General features: G+C 73.1%; 8 protein-coding genes and 2 pseudogenes. 8 read left to right on the top strand and 2 right to left on the bottom strand.

Annotated elements, in window-relative coordinates; all coding sequences use genetic code 11:
• Positions 1-21 precede the first annotated feature (21 nt).
• The 6 genes and pseudogenes from DNK56_RS35990 (at position 22) to DNK56_RS15735 (ending at position 9,653) form a co-directional block, all read left to right on the top strand.
• A complete protein-coding gene (locus DNK56_RS35990) occupies positions 22-735 on the top strand; it encodes a hypothetical protein (protein WP_241989891.1) in 714 nt (237 codons plus the stop codon).
• Entirely contained in the window at positions 732-2,708 is a 1,977-nt protein-coding gene (locus DNK56_RS15755) for an AAA family ATPase (protein ID WP_241989890.1), read from the top strand. The genes DNK56_RS35990 and DNK56_RS15755 overlap by 4 nt, the downstream gene beginning before the upstream one ends.
• Before the next feature lie 4 nt (positions 2,709-2,712).
• Positions 2,713-4,446, top strand: a complete 1,734-nt coding sequence (locus tag DNK56_RS15750) for an Hsp70 family protein (RefSeq protein WP_111334477.1) — start codon at positions 2,713-2,715, stop codon at positions 4,444-4,446.
• Positions 4,446-5,660: a TRAFAC clade GTPase domain-containing protein gene (locus DNK56_RS15745; protein WP_111334475.1), complete on the top strand. Its 1,215-nt coding sequence runs from the start codon at positions 4,446-4,448 to the stop codon at positions 5,658-5,660. The genes DNK56_RS15750 and DNK56_RS15745 overlap by 1 nt, the downstream gene beginning before the upstream one ends.
• A pseudogene (locus tag DNK56_RS15740) lies at positions 5,657-8,101 on the top strand (GTPase-associated protein 1-related protein). Before DNK56_RS15745 ends, DNK56_RS15740 begins: the two are co-directional and overlap by 4 nt.
• A 7-nt stretch (positions 8,102-8,108) precedes the next feature.
• On the top strand, positions 8,109-9,653 hold the full coding sequence (locus DNK56_RS15735; protein WP_111334473.1) for a TRAFAC clade GTPase domain-containing protein: 1,545 nt from the start codon (positions 8,109-8,111) through the stop codon (positions 9,651-9,653).
• Between the two features lie 456 nt (positions 9,654-10,109).
• Here DNK56_RS15735 and DNK56_RS15730 read toward each other — a convergent pair.
• Positions 10,110-10,511 (bottom strand): annotated as a pseudogene (locus DNK56_RS15730) (YjbQ family protein); the annotation flags it as partial.
• Between the two features lie 145 nt (positions 10,512-10,656).
• Here DNK56_RS15730 and DNK56_RS15725 point away from each other — a divergent pair.
• Positions 10,657-11,781, top strand: coding sequence for an NAD(P)-binding domain-containing protein (locus tag DNK56_RS15725; protein WP_111334471.1), 1,125 nt, complete (start codon positions 10,657-10,659; stop codon positions 11,779-11,781).
• 33 nt (positions 11,782-11,814) lie between these two features.
• Here the strand turns inward: DNK56_RS15725 and DNK56_RS15720 are convergent, their stop codons facing one another.
• Entirely contained in the window at positions 11,815-13,620 is a 1,806-nt protein-coding gene (locus tag DNK56_RS15720) for an ABC transporter ATP-binding protein (RefSeq protein ID WP_111334469.1), read from the bottom strand.
• A 186-nt stretch (positions 13,621-13,806) separates the two neighbouring features.
• Between DNK56_RS15720 and DNK56_RS15715 the strand changes: the two genes are divergently transcribed.
• Complete coding sequence (locus DNK56_RS15715) at positions 13,807-14,250, top strand: MarR family winged helix-turn-helix transcriptional regulator (protein WP_111334467.1); 444 nt, start codon at positions 13,807-13,809, stop codon at positions 14,248-14,250.
• Positions 14,251-14,257 lie beyond the last annotated feature (7 nt).

The following is a 14,257-nucleotide window of genomic DNA, read 5'->3' as shown; positions in this document are numbered from 1 at the left end:
GACGCGGCGCGGGCACGCGACGTGGCGGAACGGGAACGGGCCGAGACGGAGCGGGTACGAGCGGAGGCGGAGCGGGATCGGGCCGAGGCGGAACGGGCGGCCGTGGACCAGATCCTCGCCGAGGCCGCCGGACGGCTCGCCGTCGTCCGCGACGCGGCCGATGGCGTGGTGGGCACTGCCGCCGACCTCGGCGCCCCCGGGCTCGCCGACGAGATCGGTGACGCCGTGCACGCCGTCACCGACGCGCTGGCCCGGCGGTCCGCCGCCGAGGCCCTGGAGGCCGTGGCCTCGCTGGAGGACCGGCTTCCCGCGGCCGAAGGCAGGCTCGACGAACTGGAACTGACCTACCAGCGGCGCCGGGACCTGGTGGAGGCGCTCCGGGACGCCATGACCGAGGAGGGCTTCGCCTTCGAGGGCGGCGAGGACGAGGGCGGCAGCTTCCGCCTCCACTTCACGCGGCCGACCGGGGCCGTCTACGAGACCACGGTCTCCACCGGCGCCGACGGGGAGCCGGTCCTTGTCTACCGGGTCGCGGGCGAGCCGGACGTGGCCGTGCACGCCACCCGGGGCGAGACGGTCTGCGACACCACCGAGGCCCTTCTGGAAAGGGTGCACGAGACCCTGGGCGACGACGGAGGCTTCGTGCCGGGCGAGCTCACCTGGGACGGGAAACCACCGGGCCGGCGCGCCGAGCCGCTGCCGCGGGGAACCGCCTGGAGGTGGACGAACCTGTGAGCCACGTCCCCTTCACCAAGGACGAGGACGGCTCGGGGCCCGTCATCGCCGACGGCATGATGCCCCTGTGGGCGGTGTCGCTCGGCTGGGAGCTGCGCCGCGGCCGCCAGGTGATCGTCGACGGCCGGATCCGGGACCGCTGGTGGTTCGAGGACCGGCCCGCCTCCTTCCAGGAGCTGGTCGCCGGGGTGCTCGAAGCACGTGGCGCCGATGTCGTGGGCTGGTGGGACCCGGTCGCGGGCCTCACCTTCCCGCTGCCGGGCCACGCGGAGCGGTACGCCCGGCTGGCGGCGAACCGGCCCCGTACCGGAGACCGGAGCGGTACGGCGGACCGGCCCGGAGCGCCCGCCGCCGCGGCGGCCGCGGACGACCGGGAGGCCGGCCCGCGGGGCCGGCGGGGCGCCGCGCGCGAGCAGGACCGGGCGGGTCTGCTCGCCCCGCGGTCGGCGGGCCCGCCGCGGTCCTTCGAGGACGTGGTCGCCACCGTCCACCGGATCGCCGCCACCCCCGATGCCGCCACCGCCTTCGTCTTCCAGGACGTCGACCACCACCTCCGGCCCGACCGGCCGGAGTCGAGCGACGGCTATCTCCGGCTGCGCGCCGCGATGACGCACGCGGTGACGCCCCGGTCGGCCCTGACGGGCCGCCGTCCGCACGCCCGCAACGCCGTCCTGTGCGCGGTGGGCGACGTCGGCAGGCTGCCCGGCTGGTTCCACCTGGAGGACCCCAGGATCGCCACGCTGCACGTCGGGCCGCCGGACCCCAGCGAGCGCCGCCTCTGGCTGACCTGGACGCGGGGGGAGTTCAACGGGGCCGCGGACGCCACGCGCCATGACATCGAGTCCCTGGTCGGCGCCACGGACGGCATGTCCGGCTGGGACATCGACGCGCTCGCCCGGACCTCGTGGCTGCGTGACGCGCCGCTGCGCAAACCGGACAAGCTCCTGGAACTGCACCGGCTCAACGTGAGTGTCGACCCGTGGACCCAGCTGGACCGGGAGACGGTCGCCGGTGCGGCCGGGGTCTTGGGGGAACGGGTGATCGGCCAGTCCAAGGCGGTCGACGCGGTGGCCGCCGCTCTCCAGTCCGCCTTCGTCGGGGTCGACTTCGGCGGCTCCGGCACGGCCCGGCCCCGGGGCGCGTTCTTCTTCGTCGGGCCCACCGGTGTCGGCAAGACCGAACTCGCCAAGGCCGTGGCCGAGTTGATGTTCGGCGACCAGAGCGCCTACGCCCGCTTCGACATGAGCGAGTACCAGCAGGAGCACGCAGCCGAGCGGCTGGCGGGTGCGCCTCCCGGCTACGTCGGCCATGAGCAGGGCGGCGAGCTGACCCGCCGGGTGCAGGAACGCCCGTTCAGCGTCCTGCTCTTCGACGAGATCGAGAAGGCCCATCCCCACGTGCTGGACAAGTTCCTCCAGATCCTGGAGGACGGCCGGCTCACCGACGGGCGGGGGCAGACCGCGTACTTCTCCCAGTGCCTGATCATCTTCACCTCCAATACGGGCGCGGAGGCGGTCCAGAGCCTGCTGTCCGACAGCGGCGACGACGTGCCCTACGCCACCCTGGAGGCGCATTTCACGGCCGCCGTGGAGGAGAAGTTCCGGTCGATCGGCCGGCCGGAGATCTACGGGCGCCTCAAGCCGGGCGTGGCCGTCTTCGACATGCTGCGCCGCGAGCACATCGTGAAGATCGCCGAGCGGCTGCTGGGGCAGCTCGCCGAATCCGTGCGCGAGCGCCATCAGGTCGAGCTGATCCCGGACACGGAGAGCCTGCACCCGTGGATCACCGGCCGCATGAGCGATCCGGAGCGGCAGGCGTACGGCGGACGGCAGATCCGCAACGAACTGGAGCGGTTCCGGGCGGCCGTGGTCGCCCGTTTCCTGGCCCACCGCCCGGCTCCGGGCGACCGGATCCGACTCGGCGTCGACGACGCCGGCACACCGTGGACCAGAAGTGAGGAAGGGGAGGGCTGACCACATGCTCGGCATCACCATCGGCCACCGCGTCGCCCGTCACGGCCGACTCGGCCCGGACGGACGTCCGACGGTGACGGTGACGGATCTGGCCGGAACGGGGGCGGCGCCCGGGGAGAACGGCGGCGGCGCCGACCCGGCCGCCGCCCTCGCCACGTCCCTCGGCGACGTCACGGGCGAAGAGGCGGTCCTCGGCATGCCCGCGTCCGCCGACCGCGCCGACGAGGCCCGACTGCGCCAGGCCGCCGAGGACGCCGGCCTGCGCGTCAGCAGGATCGTCCCGGAGCCGGTCGCGGTGGCCCTGCACTACGGCGCCATCGACGAAGGCGTCCACCGCACGGTGCTCGTGGCCGACCAGACGGCGGCGGCCGTGGACCTGACGACCCTCGCCATCCGACCGGACCTGACCGTCCGGGTCGTCACCACCCGTACCGCCCCGCTGGCCGGTGACGCCGCCCTCGCCGCGATCTCCGGGGAACTGCGCGCATCCGAGCCAGACGCAGTCCTGCTCTCGGGCGGCCTGTACGCGGCGCCCGAGCAACGCGCGGCCGTCGAGAACCTCCCGGAGGCCCAGGGGCTGACGGTCCGCTGCGTCGACCCCGAAGCGGCGGCCGTAGGCGGCCTGCTGCTCCTGAAGGACTTCGGACTCCTGCGCGTCGTCGCGGACCGGACGCCTGTGACGGCTCCGACCGTCCCGCTCCTGGAGGACCCGGAACCGCGCCTGGAGGCCGTCCTCCCGCGCGACCCCGACCCCCGGGCGGTCCCCGCCCGGGACGTCCCGGGCGGCGCCGGAGCGGAAGCGCGTACGGCACGGCAGTCCGGCACCGACGAGCCCTCGGCGGCCCGCGGCGAACCGGCCGACCCCGGCGTCCCCCGCGTCCCGACGGCCCCGGCACGACCCGAATCCCACCGGCGCCGGGCCGAGGACGGTCCCGGCCCCGCCCCGGCGCACACACCCCGGCCGGCGCCGGATCACGAACCGTACAACCCGGTGCGGGAGCGCACGCCGGCGCACGACCCCGTACCCGCCCCCGACCTCCCGCCGGAGCCGGGCCCGTGGACGGAAACCGGTCCGTCCGGCGCCACCGCCCCCGTCCAGCGTTCCGTCCCCGTGCCCCAGCTCCAGGCCGTCCGCCGGGACGACCACCTCCTCGTGCTCTGGGCCTGGCCCGACTCCGCGCTCACCGCCCGCGTCCGCTGGCGCCGCGAGGGCGCCATGGCAGGCGGCGACGGGCCCCGGGACGGTGACGTGCTCTGCCGGCGCCGGGTGTACGAACACGACGGGGGTCTGGATCTCCCGGTCGGCCGGGGCGCGGTCACCCTGACCGTCGAGGCCCTGGTCTCCGATCCCGTCGCCGACACCGAGGGGGCCGCCACCCTGCGGATCCCGGCCGAACCCCCCATCGTCGACTACGAGCCCTCGCTGCGCCGCCGCCTCACCGGCGCTCGTACGGCGAGCGTCACCTTCACCGCCCGGAGCGGCTGCGAGCTCCCCGCCCTCCGGATCGTCCACGGTCTCGGCCGCTACCGTCCCTCCAACACCGCCGAGGGCACCGTCCTCCTGGAGGTCCCGGCCCAGCGGATCACCGCCGGTGTCCCGATCGTCGTGGAGTTCCCCTTCCCCAGCACCAAGGGCCCCTCCTGGCTCGTCTGCTTCCCGGTGGACGGCCCGGAGCCCGATCGCGCCCCCGAAACCGACCTGCGCCCCACGGCGCTGCACCGGCTGCGAGTGACCTGATGGCCAAGCGACTCACCTGCCCCTACTGCTACGAGATCTTCGCCCCGCGCGAGGTGCGGTTCCGCTGCAACAGCCGGCTCAGCCGCACCCGCAAGCAGTGCCAGCGCCGCCGCGACCCGGTCCTCGACGAGCGCTTCGGGCGGCGTCCCAGCCATGACGTGGGGCCGGACTTCGCCGCCGACGGGCGTCGGCTGACGGCGGTCTGCCCGGACTGCGACGGGGAGACGACGTACCGCATCTGCCCGGTCTGCCACGTCGAACTTCCGGTGCAGTTCGGCATGGTGGAGAACCGGCTGATCGCGATGGTCGGCGCGCGTTCCTCCGGTAAGACGATCTACATGACCGTGCTGCTGCACGAGATGCGCAACCAGATCGGGGAGGCCTACGGGGCGTCGCTCATGGGCCTGGACGACGCCACCATGCGCCGCTACAGCTCCGAGTACGAGGACCGCCTCTACCGCGACCGGCAGATGTTCCCACCCACCCAGACGGCCACCACGAACGCCAACCGGGTCGAGCCGCTGGTGTTCCGGTTCGGACTGCGCCGCAGGACCCTGTTCGGCGAGCGCCCCCAGCACAGTGTGCTCTCGTTCTTCGACACGGCGGGCGAGGATTTCAACAGCCGTGAGAGCGTCGAGCTCAACACCCGGTACCTCGCCAACGCCGACGGCATCATCCTGCTCCTGGATCCCCTCCAGATGCCGGGGGCTCGGGACGGCGCGGCTCCGGGCACGGCGCTGCCCGGAACGGACGGCATCGACCCGCCGCTCAACGTCCTCAGCCGGGTAAGCAGCATGCTGCTGGCCGCTCGGAGCGGCAGGGCGGGGCGGCCCGGCAGACAGGGGGCGGCCGGGAAGATCGACACCCCGATGGCGGTGGTCTTCTCCAAGATGGACGCCTTCTGGCACCTGATGGAGAACGGCAGCCCGCTGCGGGCTCACGCCCCGGCGCGCGGCCGCTTCGACGTCGACGACAGCCTGAGCGTGCACGAGGAGGTGCGCCAGCTCCTCAGGGAGTGGGACGGCGTGCCCATCGACCAGTCCCTGGAGAACACGTTCAGCCGCTACCGCTACTTCGGCGTCTCCGCGCTGGGGCGCAGCGCCACGGCCGAGGCGCGCGTCGCCGACACCGGCATCCAGCCCTACCGGGTCGCCGATCCACTGCTGTGGCTCCTGAGCGAGTTCGGTTCGGTGCCGAAGGCGGGACGGGGATGAGCAGCTTCCAGCAGCTCTACTACACCTCGTGCGAGCACGGGCTCAGCGGGTCGTCCGGGTTCCAGTTCAACGCGGTGAGCGAGCAGGTGTCGGCGGAGACCCGGCAGCGGGTGGAAGGGCTGGCCGGGTACGAACCCCCGCGCGCCCTGGCCGAGTCGGACTCCCCCGAGCTGCTGGCCCGGTGTCCGGTGAACCTCTGCCACGCCCCCGGCCCGCGGAGCGGTGCCACCACGCTGTGCGTCCGGTACGTCGGTCGGGACTCGGCCCGCCGGTTCGGCAACTACTTCGCCCACGCCCTGCACACCGAGGACGCGGCCGCGCCGGCCGACGACCACCCGCTCGCGATCGAGCTGTGGGACTCGCCGCTCTGGACGTCCCAGGTCTCCGGATCCACCGACATCCCCGAGCTGCCCGGGCCCCTGCCCCGGGGCCCGCTCTCCCCCCGCACGGTCCGCGCCTTCCTCCACGCGCACCCGCACGCCGCACAGCTCCCCGCCCTGCTGGCGGCGGTCTTCGCGGCGCTCGACGACGACGGGTCGGTGGTGGTGATCGACGGCACCACCGACCGGATCGCCCACTGGTTCGCTGCGGTCTCCTACCTGCTGCCGCCGCAGCTCGCCCGGAATCTCTCCTTCGCCACCTATCTGCTGCGCCCCGCCCGCAGCAGGCTGCATCTGATCGGGACCGTGCCCGAGGCGCAGGCCGCCTTCGGCCCCGACGACCAGAAGTCGTTCACGGTCTTCGACTTCCCCGCCGGCCGGTTCCCCGAGGTGGTGCCCACGCACCACCTGGTACGCCTGCTGACCAGGATCGGGGTCGGCTCGGCCCGCTCCGTGTGGTCCTGGGCCGCCGACTACACGCACGGCGCGGAGCGGACGCAGGGCGACTGGCACGCCCCGGTAGCGGCGGCCGCGGCGTCGGGCGGCACGGAGCTGGCCGAGGCCGACGTCCGCGCACTGATCGACTGGCTGCCCGGCGCCGGTCACCTCGGCCCGCACGGGGCTTCCGTGGCCGCGGACATCCACCACGAGCACCGGAACCTGGACGACGGACAGCTCGCGGTGCTGAGCGCGGCCGCCGCCGCGGGCGGCGACACGGCCCTGCACCAGGAACTGGAAGGCAGGCTCCACCAGTCCCGGATCCGCGCCTACGTCACCGGTGCGAAGGACGCGCGGGGGCCGGTGCCGCTCACCCAACCCGCCGAGCGGGAACAGGCCACCTCCCTGTGGCAGCGGCTGCTCGGCGAGGCTGTCGACACCCGTCAGCGGGTGCGGCTGCTGCTGTGGGCGGCGGGGGCGCGGCTCACGCCGCCGCCGGAGCTGCTGGCGTCCCTGTGCCTGGACGTGGCGCGCACGCTCCTGGGCCTCTCCGGTGCGGGCCCCGAGCTGCGCGAGGAGGTCGCTCGCCTGGTCCACGCCCTGCCCGGGTTCAGGACGGCGCTGACCACGGCCGTCCAGGACGTGCTGACCGAGCGGGGCGGCCAGGAACAGCTGTTCGCCCAGTTCCCGGCCCAGCTGCTGAGCGAATCGGACCTCGGCGAACAGCCCCGGCTGCTCGAGCACTTCTGGCGGGCCCAGGCCGAGCGGGAGCCCGCCCGCACGGTGCATCTCCTCTTCAAGATCCTCCAGGTGCGCCGCGCGGCCTCGCCCGACGCCGAACTGCTGCGGGCCCTGTGGCGGCGCCCCTCGCCGTCCTGGACGCACGAAGAGGCGATGGAGATCGCCCGTCGGCTGCCCCTGGACGAACCCGTGGACGAGGCGGTCGGCGACTGGTTCGACCGCGCCGTGAAGCAGGACGTGCCCGACGAGGAAGCTCTCTGAGCCTGTCTGCGGCTGTGCGAGATGCTCGCCGCACCCGGCCGGGCCGGGTGGCTGCGGGTGGTCACCCGGGAGTGCGTGGAGACCACGCTGCGGCTGGACACGGCCCTGCGCGAGGCCGACGAGGCCACGGCCCTCGCCCGGGCCTTCCTGATCCCGCAGATCCAGGCCTGGTCGGCCCCCCGCGCTCTGAAGCGCCACAAGCTCGTCCCGGCGCTGCTGAAGGTGCCCGCCGACCCGGCCCGGCTGCGCACCGACCTCGACGCGTTCGACTTCTCGCTCGCCGACCGGTATCTGCGCGCCCTCCACTCGGCCGTGCTCGCCTCGGTGACCGTCGACGACGTGCTGCTCAGCCATGTCACCGGGGTGGTCTCCGTCAGCCTGGAGCGAAACCGCCTCCCGCGGGCCCACCTGGACCTGATCGAGACCCTGCACCTGCACACCGCCCACCACTGGCGGTCCGAGGACCTCGCCCGTCTGGCCCGCGCACTGCGCCCGTACAACACCCGGGTCGCCGACCTCTACGAGCAGTACGCCGAGGACCGCCTGGGCCTCGTGAAGAAGTGGGGCCGCAAGCTGACCCTGCGGCGGCCCTCGGACGAACCCCGACCGGAAGGGGGCTGAGCCTCCGATGAGCGACATCCTGATCTTCGTCCTGGTCCCCGCGGTCTACCTGGCGCTGCTCGGCCTGTACCTGTCCGTCGCCCCGGTCATCGCGGTGCTGCGGGGCCTCGCCCTCGTCATGGAGCTGACCTGGCGGTACCTGCGGGTGGTCGACGGGGTACTGCGTCTGCGCACCCCCGAGTACGTGGTCCTCCCGCCGTACCTTCCCAGCGTCGAACGCGCCCACCGCAACTACTTCTTCGGCCCCGCCACCCGCGACCTGCGCCAGATCCTCACCCTGGGCCGCCGCACATACCTCCGTACCGTCGGGGACACCTTCCGCCGAGTGACCACCGGCCAGTTCACCGCGCCCACCCACCACCGGGCCTTCACAGTCCCGTACGGCCTGACGCTCTATCTGGGGCTCGCCGCGGGGGCCGTCGCCGCGGTCCCGGTCCTCGCCCTGCTCCTCGCCCTGCACGCGCTCGCCGTGGCACTGGCGGCGGCGGGAGCGCGGCTGATCGCCGGCATCCTGCGCGCCGCCGATCGCACGGTGATGATCGCTCGGGGGCTGCCGCGGGGGATGCTGTGCCCAAGCTGCTTCGAGCGCGTCCCCTACCCCGCGTACGACTGCCCGCAGGCGTCCTGCCGCCGTCGGCACACCGATATCCGGCCGGGGACCTTCGGCCTCTTCCGGCGCCGGTGCGCCTGCGGCACGCGGATGCCGACGCTCCTGCTGCTCATGAGCCGTGACACCCGTCTGAGCGGCTTCTGCGTGCACGTGAGCTGCGGGAAGCCGATGAACCCGGACGCCGGGCACATGCCCGAGCTGATCCTGCCGCTGATCGGCGGCCGCGCCGCCGGCAAGACCCAGCTCATGGCCGCCATGGTGAAGTCCCTGGAGAACACCGCGGAGAACGGCGGTCCGGCGATCCGGCTCGCGGATGCGGAATCGACAGCCACCCAGCTCGTCCTGAACGAGGTCCTGGAGATCCAGGGCAACACCCGGCCCACCCAGAAGGCGCTGCCCCGGGCGCACTCCTTCGTGCTCGGCAGCGGCCGCGCCGAGCGGCTGGTGCACGTCTTCGACACGGCCGGCGAGCGGTTCGTGAACCGGGAGGAGACCGATGCGCTGCGCTACGTCCGGGAGGCCGGAACCTTCGTCTTCGTGCTCGACCCGATGGCCGTCGACGCCTTCTGGACGCGCCTTGACCCGGCGGGCCCGAAGGTGGACCGCTCGCTGGCTTCCACGGTCGATCCTGAGGAGGTCTTCTCGCGCTCGGTGCAGACCGTCCGCACCATGGGAACCCGTCTGGACCGAGCCCGCCTCGCCGTCGCCATCAGCAAGCGGGACCTGCTCGCCGACCAGTCCGGTCTCCAGCCCGAGCGCCCGGACGACAGCGAGACCGCCCGGGAGTGGCTGTGCGAACGGCTGGGACTGAGGAACCTGGCGAAGACGATGGATCTCGAGTTCGGCGAGGTCCGGTTCTTCTGCACGGCGGCGGTGGCGGACGGGAAGGGCCAGGTGGACCCCAGCGTCGCGGAATTCGTCGACTGGTGTCTGCGCGGGTAACGGAAAGGGTCCCTGCTCTCGGCGTAGCACGAACGCCGGCGCAGCGCTCCGCGAGCCGGGCTCCGCGTCGACGTCTCGGCGGAGAGGCAGAAGGCCGCGCTCTCACCCCGCTCCTGATGTGCAGGTCATCGTGGCACCTTGCAGCTGATATCGGCGGGCCGTCCTTCCAGCCGGATCATCAACGCTGTCGGGCATTACGTCCAGACCGTCCACCGGTGCCAAAGGAGGGCTGCGGCTGTGCCGACGGAGACCAGGAAGTGACCAGGCTTGCGTTCGTAGCGACGTTGTAGTCGGCGGAAGCCGGCGGCCGGGGAAGGTCCACTCAGCGACGCCGGGCAAGCCGCTGACCGGACACGTCAGGCGCGGAGCTCGGGTCGGTGCGGTCACCCCGCAGGCACGAGACCGCCGAGATCGCACGAGCAATGGCGGAGCGTGGCTCAAGCCGGTCTTCCTCGGCAGTTGGTTGTCTCGGTTGCTCCCCCTCGACTCCGCCAGGCATACCGACTGCCAGGTGCCCAGTTCCAGGTGGCCCGCGATCACCGGGAGGGTTGCATGTGGGGGGATGAGGGCCGGCACCACGTGGTCGCGGCCGTGGCCGGGGGTGCCGTGGCGGTGCTGCCAGCGGTCGTCGGCGGGGAGCAGGGTGTGGAGGGCCGACAGGAGGTCGGCGTCGCTGCCGGCGCCGGTTTCCAGGATGGCGATTCCGGCGGTGGCGTGCGGGACGAAGAGATTGAGCAGGCCGTCGCGGCCGGCCGCCGCGCGGGCGAGGAACTGTTCGCAGTCCGGGGTGAGGTCGGTGACGGTCTCCGTGGAGCCCGTGGTGAGGTGGAGGACGGTGGTGGTGAAGGCAGCAGACATGGGGAACATCCTGCCGTCATCGGCGGGCGGAGCAGTTAACCGTGTGGGGGCGCTGCGCGTCGGAGGGAGGGGGCGGCCGCTTCGGTGGAGGGTGGGGAAGTTCCTCGGGTGCTCCGTAGTTGGTAGAAGCGTGAACGATTTTGAGGTGCGGTCGGTGGACGTCGTGGTGATCGGGGCCGGTCAGGCGGGGTTGTCCGCCGCCTACCATCTGCGGCGCGGCGGGCTGGAGCCGGACCGCGACTTCGTCGTCCTGGACCATGCGCCGGCGCCCGGCGGCGCATGGCAGTTCCGGTGGCCGTCGCTGACGTACGGCAAGGTGCACGGGATGCACTCCCTGCCGGGGATGGAGCTGACCGGGGCGGATGCCGAGCGGCCCTCGTCGGAGGTGATCGGCGCGTACTTCGACCGGTACGAGCGGGCCTTCGGGCTGCGCGTGCACCGGCCGGTGGACGTGGACGCCGTGCGTGAGGGCGACGGGGGCCGGCTGCTCGTCGAGACCTCCGAGGGGCTGTACGCCACGCGCGCGCTGATCAACGCGACGGGGACCTGGGACCGGCCGTTCTGGCCGCGCTATCGGGGCCAGGAGACGTTCCGGGGCCGGCAACTGCACACGTCCGGCTACCCCGGTCCGGGCGCGTTCGCCGGGCAGCGCGTGGTCGTCGTCGGCGGCGGGGCCTCCGGTACGCAGCATCTGATGGAGATCGCCGAGGTGGCGGCGGAGACACACTGGGTGACACGCCGGCCGCCCGTGTTCCGGGAGGGGCCGTTCGGGGAGGACCAGGGCCGGGCCGCTGTGGCGATGGTGGAGGAGCGGGTCCGTCGCGGGCTGCCGCCGCAGAGCGTGGTGAGCGTGACCGGGCTGCCCGTCAACGACGCGATCCGCCGGGCCCGCGAGTCGGGGGTGCTCGACCGGCTGCCGATGTTCGACCGGATCACGCCCAGGGGCGTGGCCTGGGACGACGGGCGCGTCGTCGAGGCCGACGTCATCCTCTGGGCCACCGGCTTCCGCGCTGCCATCGACCATCTGGCCCCGCTCCGGCTGCGTGAGCGCGGCGGTGGTATTCGCGTCGAGGGCACGAGGGCGGTGCGTGATCCGCGTATCCATCTCGTCGGCTACGGGCCCTCCGCCAGCACCATCGGTGCCAACCGCGCCGGCCGGTCCGCCGTGCGGGCGGTTCTGGAGCTGCTGGGGCGCGGGCGCGGGGAGGCCGTGGGGGACTCGGGCGCGTCCGGCGCTGCCCCGGCCGCCGAGGAGCCCGTGTTCGTCTAGAGGCCGGAGGGCGGGGCGGCCCGTGCGGGCCGGTCAGCCGGCCATCGGGGCCATCTCCGTGTCCCGGCGGACCAGCGCCGCGTACCGGCCGTCCAGTCGGAGCAGTTCCTCGTGGGTACCGCGCTCCGCCGTGCGGCCGCCGTCGAGGACGACGATCTGGTCGGCGTCGCGGACGGTGGAGAGCCGGTGGGCGATGGTGATCGTGGTGCGTCCGGCGGACAGGGAGTCGATCGCGGCCTGGACGGCATGTTCGGTGCGGGTGTCCAGCGCGCTGGTGGCCTCGTCCAGGATCAGCACCGGCGGGTCGCGCAGGATGGTGCGCGCGATGGCCAGGCGCTGCTTCTCGCCGCCCGAGAAGCGGTATCCGCGCTCCCCCACGAGGGTGTCGTAGCCGTCGGGCAGGGAGGCGATGTGGTCGTGGATCTGGGCCGCGCGGGCTGCGGCCTCGATCTCCTCGTCGGTGGCGTCGGGCTTGGCGAAGCGCAGGTTCTCGGCGACCGAGGCGTGGAAGAGGTAGGTCTCCTGCGAGACGACGCCGACGGCACGGGCCAGGGTGTCGAAGTCCAGGTCGCGCACATCGACCCCGTCGAGGGTGACCCGGCCGCCGGTGACGTCGTACAGGCGGGGCACGAGATAGCTGAGGGTGGACTTGCCGGAGCCGGTGGGGCCGACGACGGCCAGTGCGGCGCCGGCGGGCACGGTCACATCGACGTCGCCGAGGGTGGGGCCGCTCTGCTCGTCGTAGCTGAAGTCGACGTGCTCGAAGCGGACCTCGCCGCGGATCTTGTCCAGGTGGACCGGGTTCTCCGGCTCCGTGATGTCCACGGTGAGGTCGAGGTACTCGAAGATCCGCTGGAAGAGCGCGAGGGACGTCTGCATCTGTACGCCGGTCGAGAGCAGGCTGACGGCCGGGCGGAAGAGGCCCTGCTGGAGCGAGACGAAGGCGACGAGGGTGCCGATCGAGACGGCGGGGCCGCCGGACTGCAGGGCCATGCCGGCGGCCCAGTAGATGACTGCGGGCATGGCGGCCATGACGATGCCGATCGTGGACATCCGCCACCGTCCGGCCATGCTGGAGCGGACTTCGAGGTCGACCAGCCGCTCGGACTCCTCGGCGAAGCCGCGGGTCAGCGAGTCGGAACGGCCCATCGTGCGGCCGAGGAGGATGCCGCTGACGGACAGCGACTCGGTGACGGTGGCGGCCATGGCGGCCATCTGCTTCTGGCGCTGGGTGGTGATCTTCTTGCGTTCACGGCCGACACGGCGGCTGATCCAGACGAAGACCGGCAGCAGGAGCAGCGAGACGACGGTCAGCCGCCAGTCGAGCGCGAGCATCGCGACGACGGTGGCGACGACGGCGGTGAGGTTGGAGACGAGGGAGGTCGCCGTCGAGGTGACGGTGGCCTGCATGCCGCCGATGTCGTTGGCGATCCGGGACTGGACCTCGCCGGTGCGGGTCCGGGTGAAGAAGGCGAGCGGCATCCGCTGGAGCTGCGCGTAGACCGCGGTGCGCAGGTCGTGCATGACGCGCTGGCCGACCGTCGTGGAGATGAGGGTCTGCGGAACACCGAAGACGCTGTTCATCACGGCGGTGAGGATCATGCCGAGGGCGAGCAGCGAGAGCAGTCCGGTGCGCCCCTGCGGGATGGCGGTGTCCAGGATTTCGCGCAGCAGGAACGGCGAGGCGACCGACACCAGCGACGAGGCGCCGACGAGCAGTCCGACCACCGCGAGGCGGCCGCGGTACGGGCGGAACAGGCGCAGGATGCGGCGCACGTCGGCGGGCGGCTGACTGCCGTCCCGGGGCGGGGGTGTCCACGTGGGTGCGTCGGGTTTCATGGGCTCCTTCGTCGGGCGTGCGACAACGGGGCGTCGGGGCGCGGCCGCAACGGCGGCACACCCGGCGCGGGGTGCGGGCAGGGCCGTCCGGAGGCGGTAACCGCGTCCTCGACGGTCGAGCCGAAAGAGAGCATAGCTCATTGTTACCTCTATTCACAATGAGCGGAGTCCTGATACGGTTGTGCCATGGACTCCCCCGACCCCGACGGCCTGCTCGCCGAACAACTGCTGCGGCTGACGCGGCGGCTCCACCGCATCCAGAGCCGCCAGCTGGAGCCGATCGGCATCACGCCCGCGCAGTTCCGGCTGCTGCGCACCGTCGCGCATTACGAGGGCCCGCCCCGGATGGCGGATCTCGCCAAGCGCCTCGACGTGGTCCCCCGCGCCGTCACCACCCTGGTGGACGCGCTGGAGGCCGGTGGCCGGGTCCGCCGCGTCCCCGATCCGGCCAGCCGCAGGGTGGTCCGGATCGAGATCACGGACGAGGGCGTCGCCACGCTGCGCTCGCTGCGCGACGCGCGCCGGGCGGCCGCAGAGGAGATCCTGGCTCCATTGACCGCCGACCAGCGCGAGGAGCTCGGCGGCCTGCTGACCGCGCTGGTCAACGGGATGCCGGAGCGCCGCTGCTGACCTGGAA

Origin of the sequence: Streptomyces sp. AC1-42W (assembly GCF_003248355.1) — a bacterium.
GTDB lineage: Bacteria > Actinomycetota > Actinomycetes > Streptomycetales > Streptomycetaceae > Streptomyces.
Note: the sequence above shows the minus strand (reverse complement) of the source record. Positions and strands in the feature narration are given on the sequence as shown.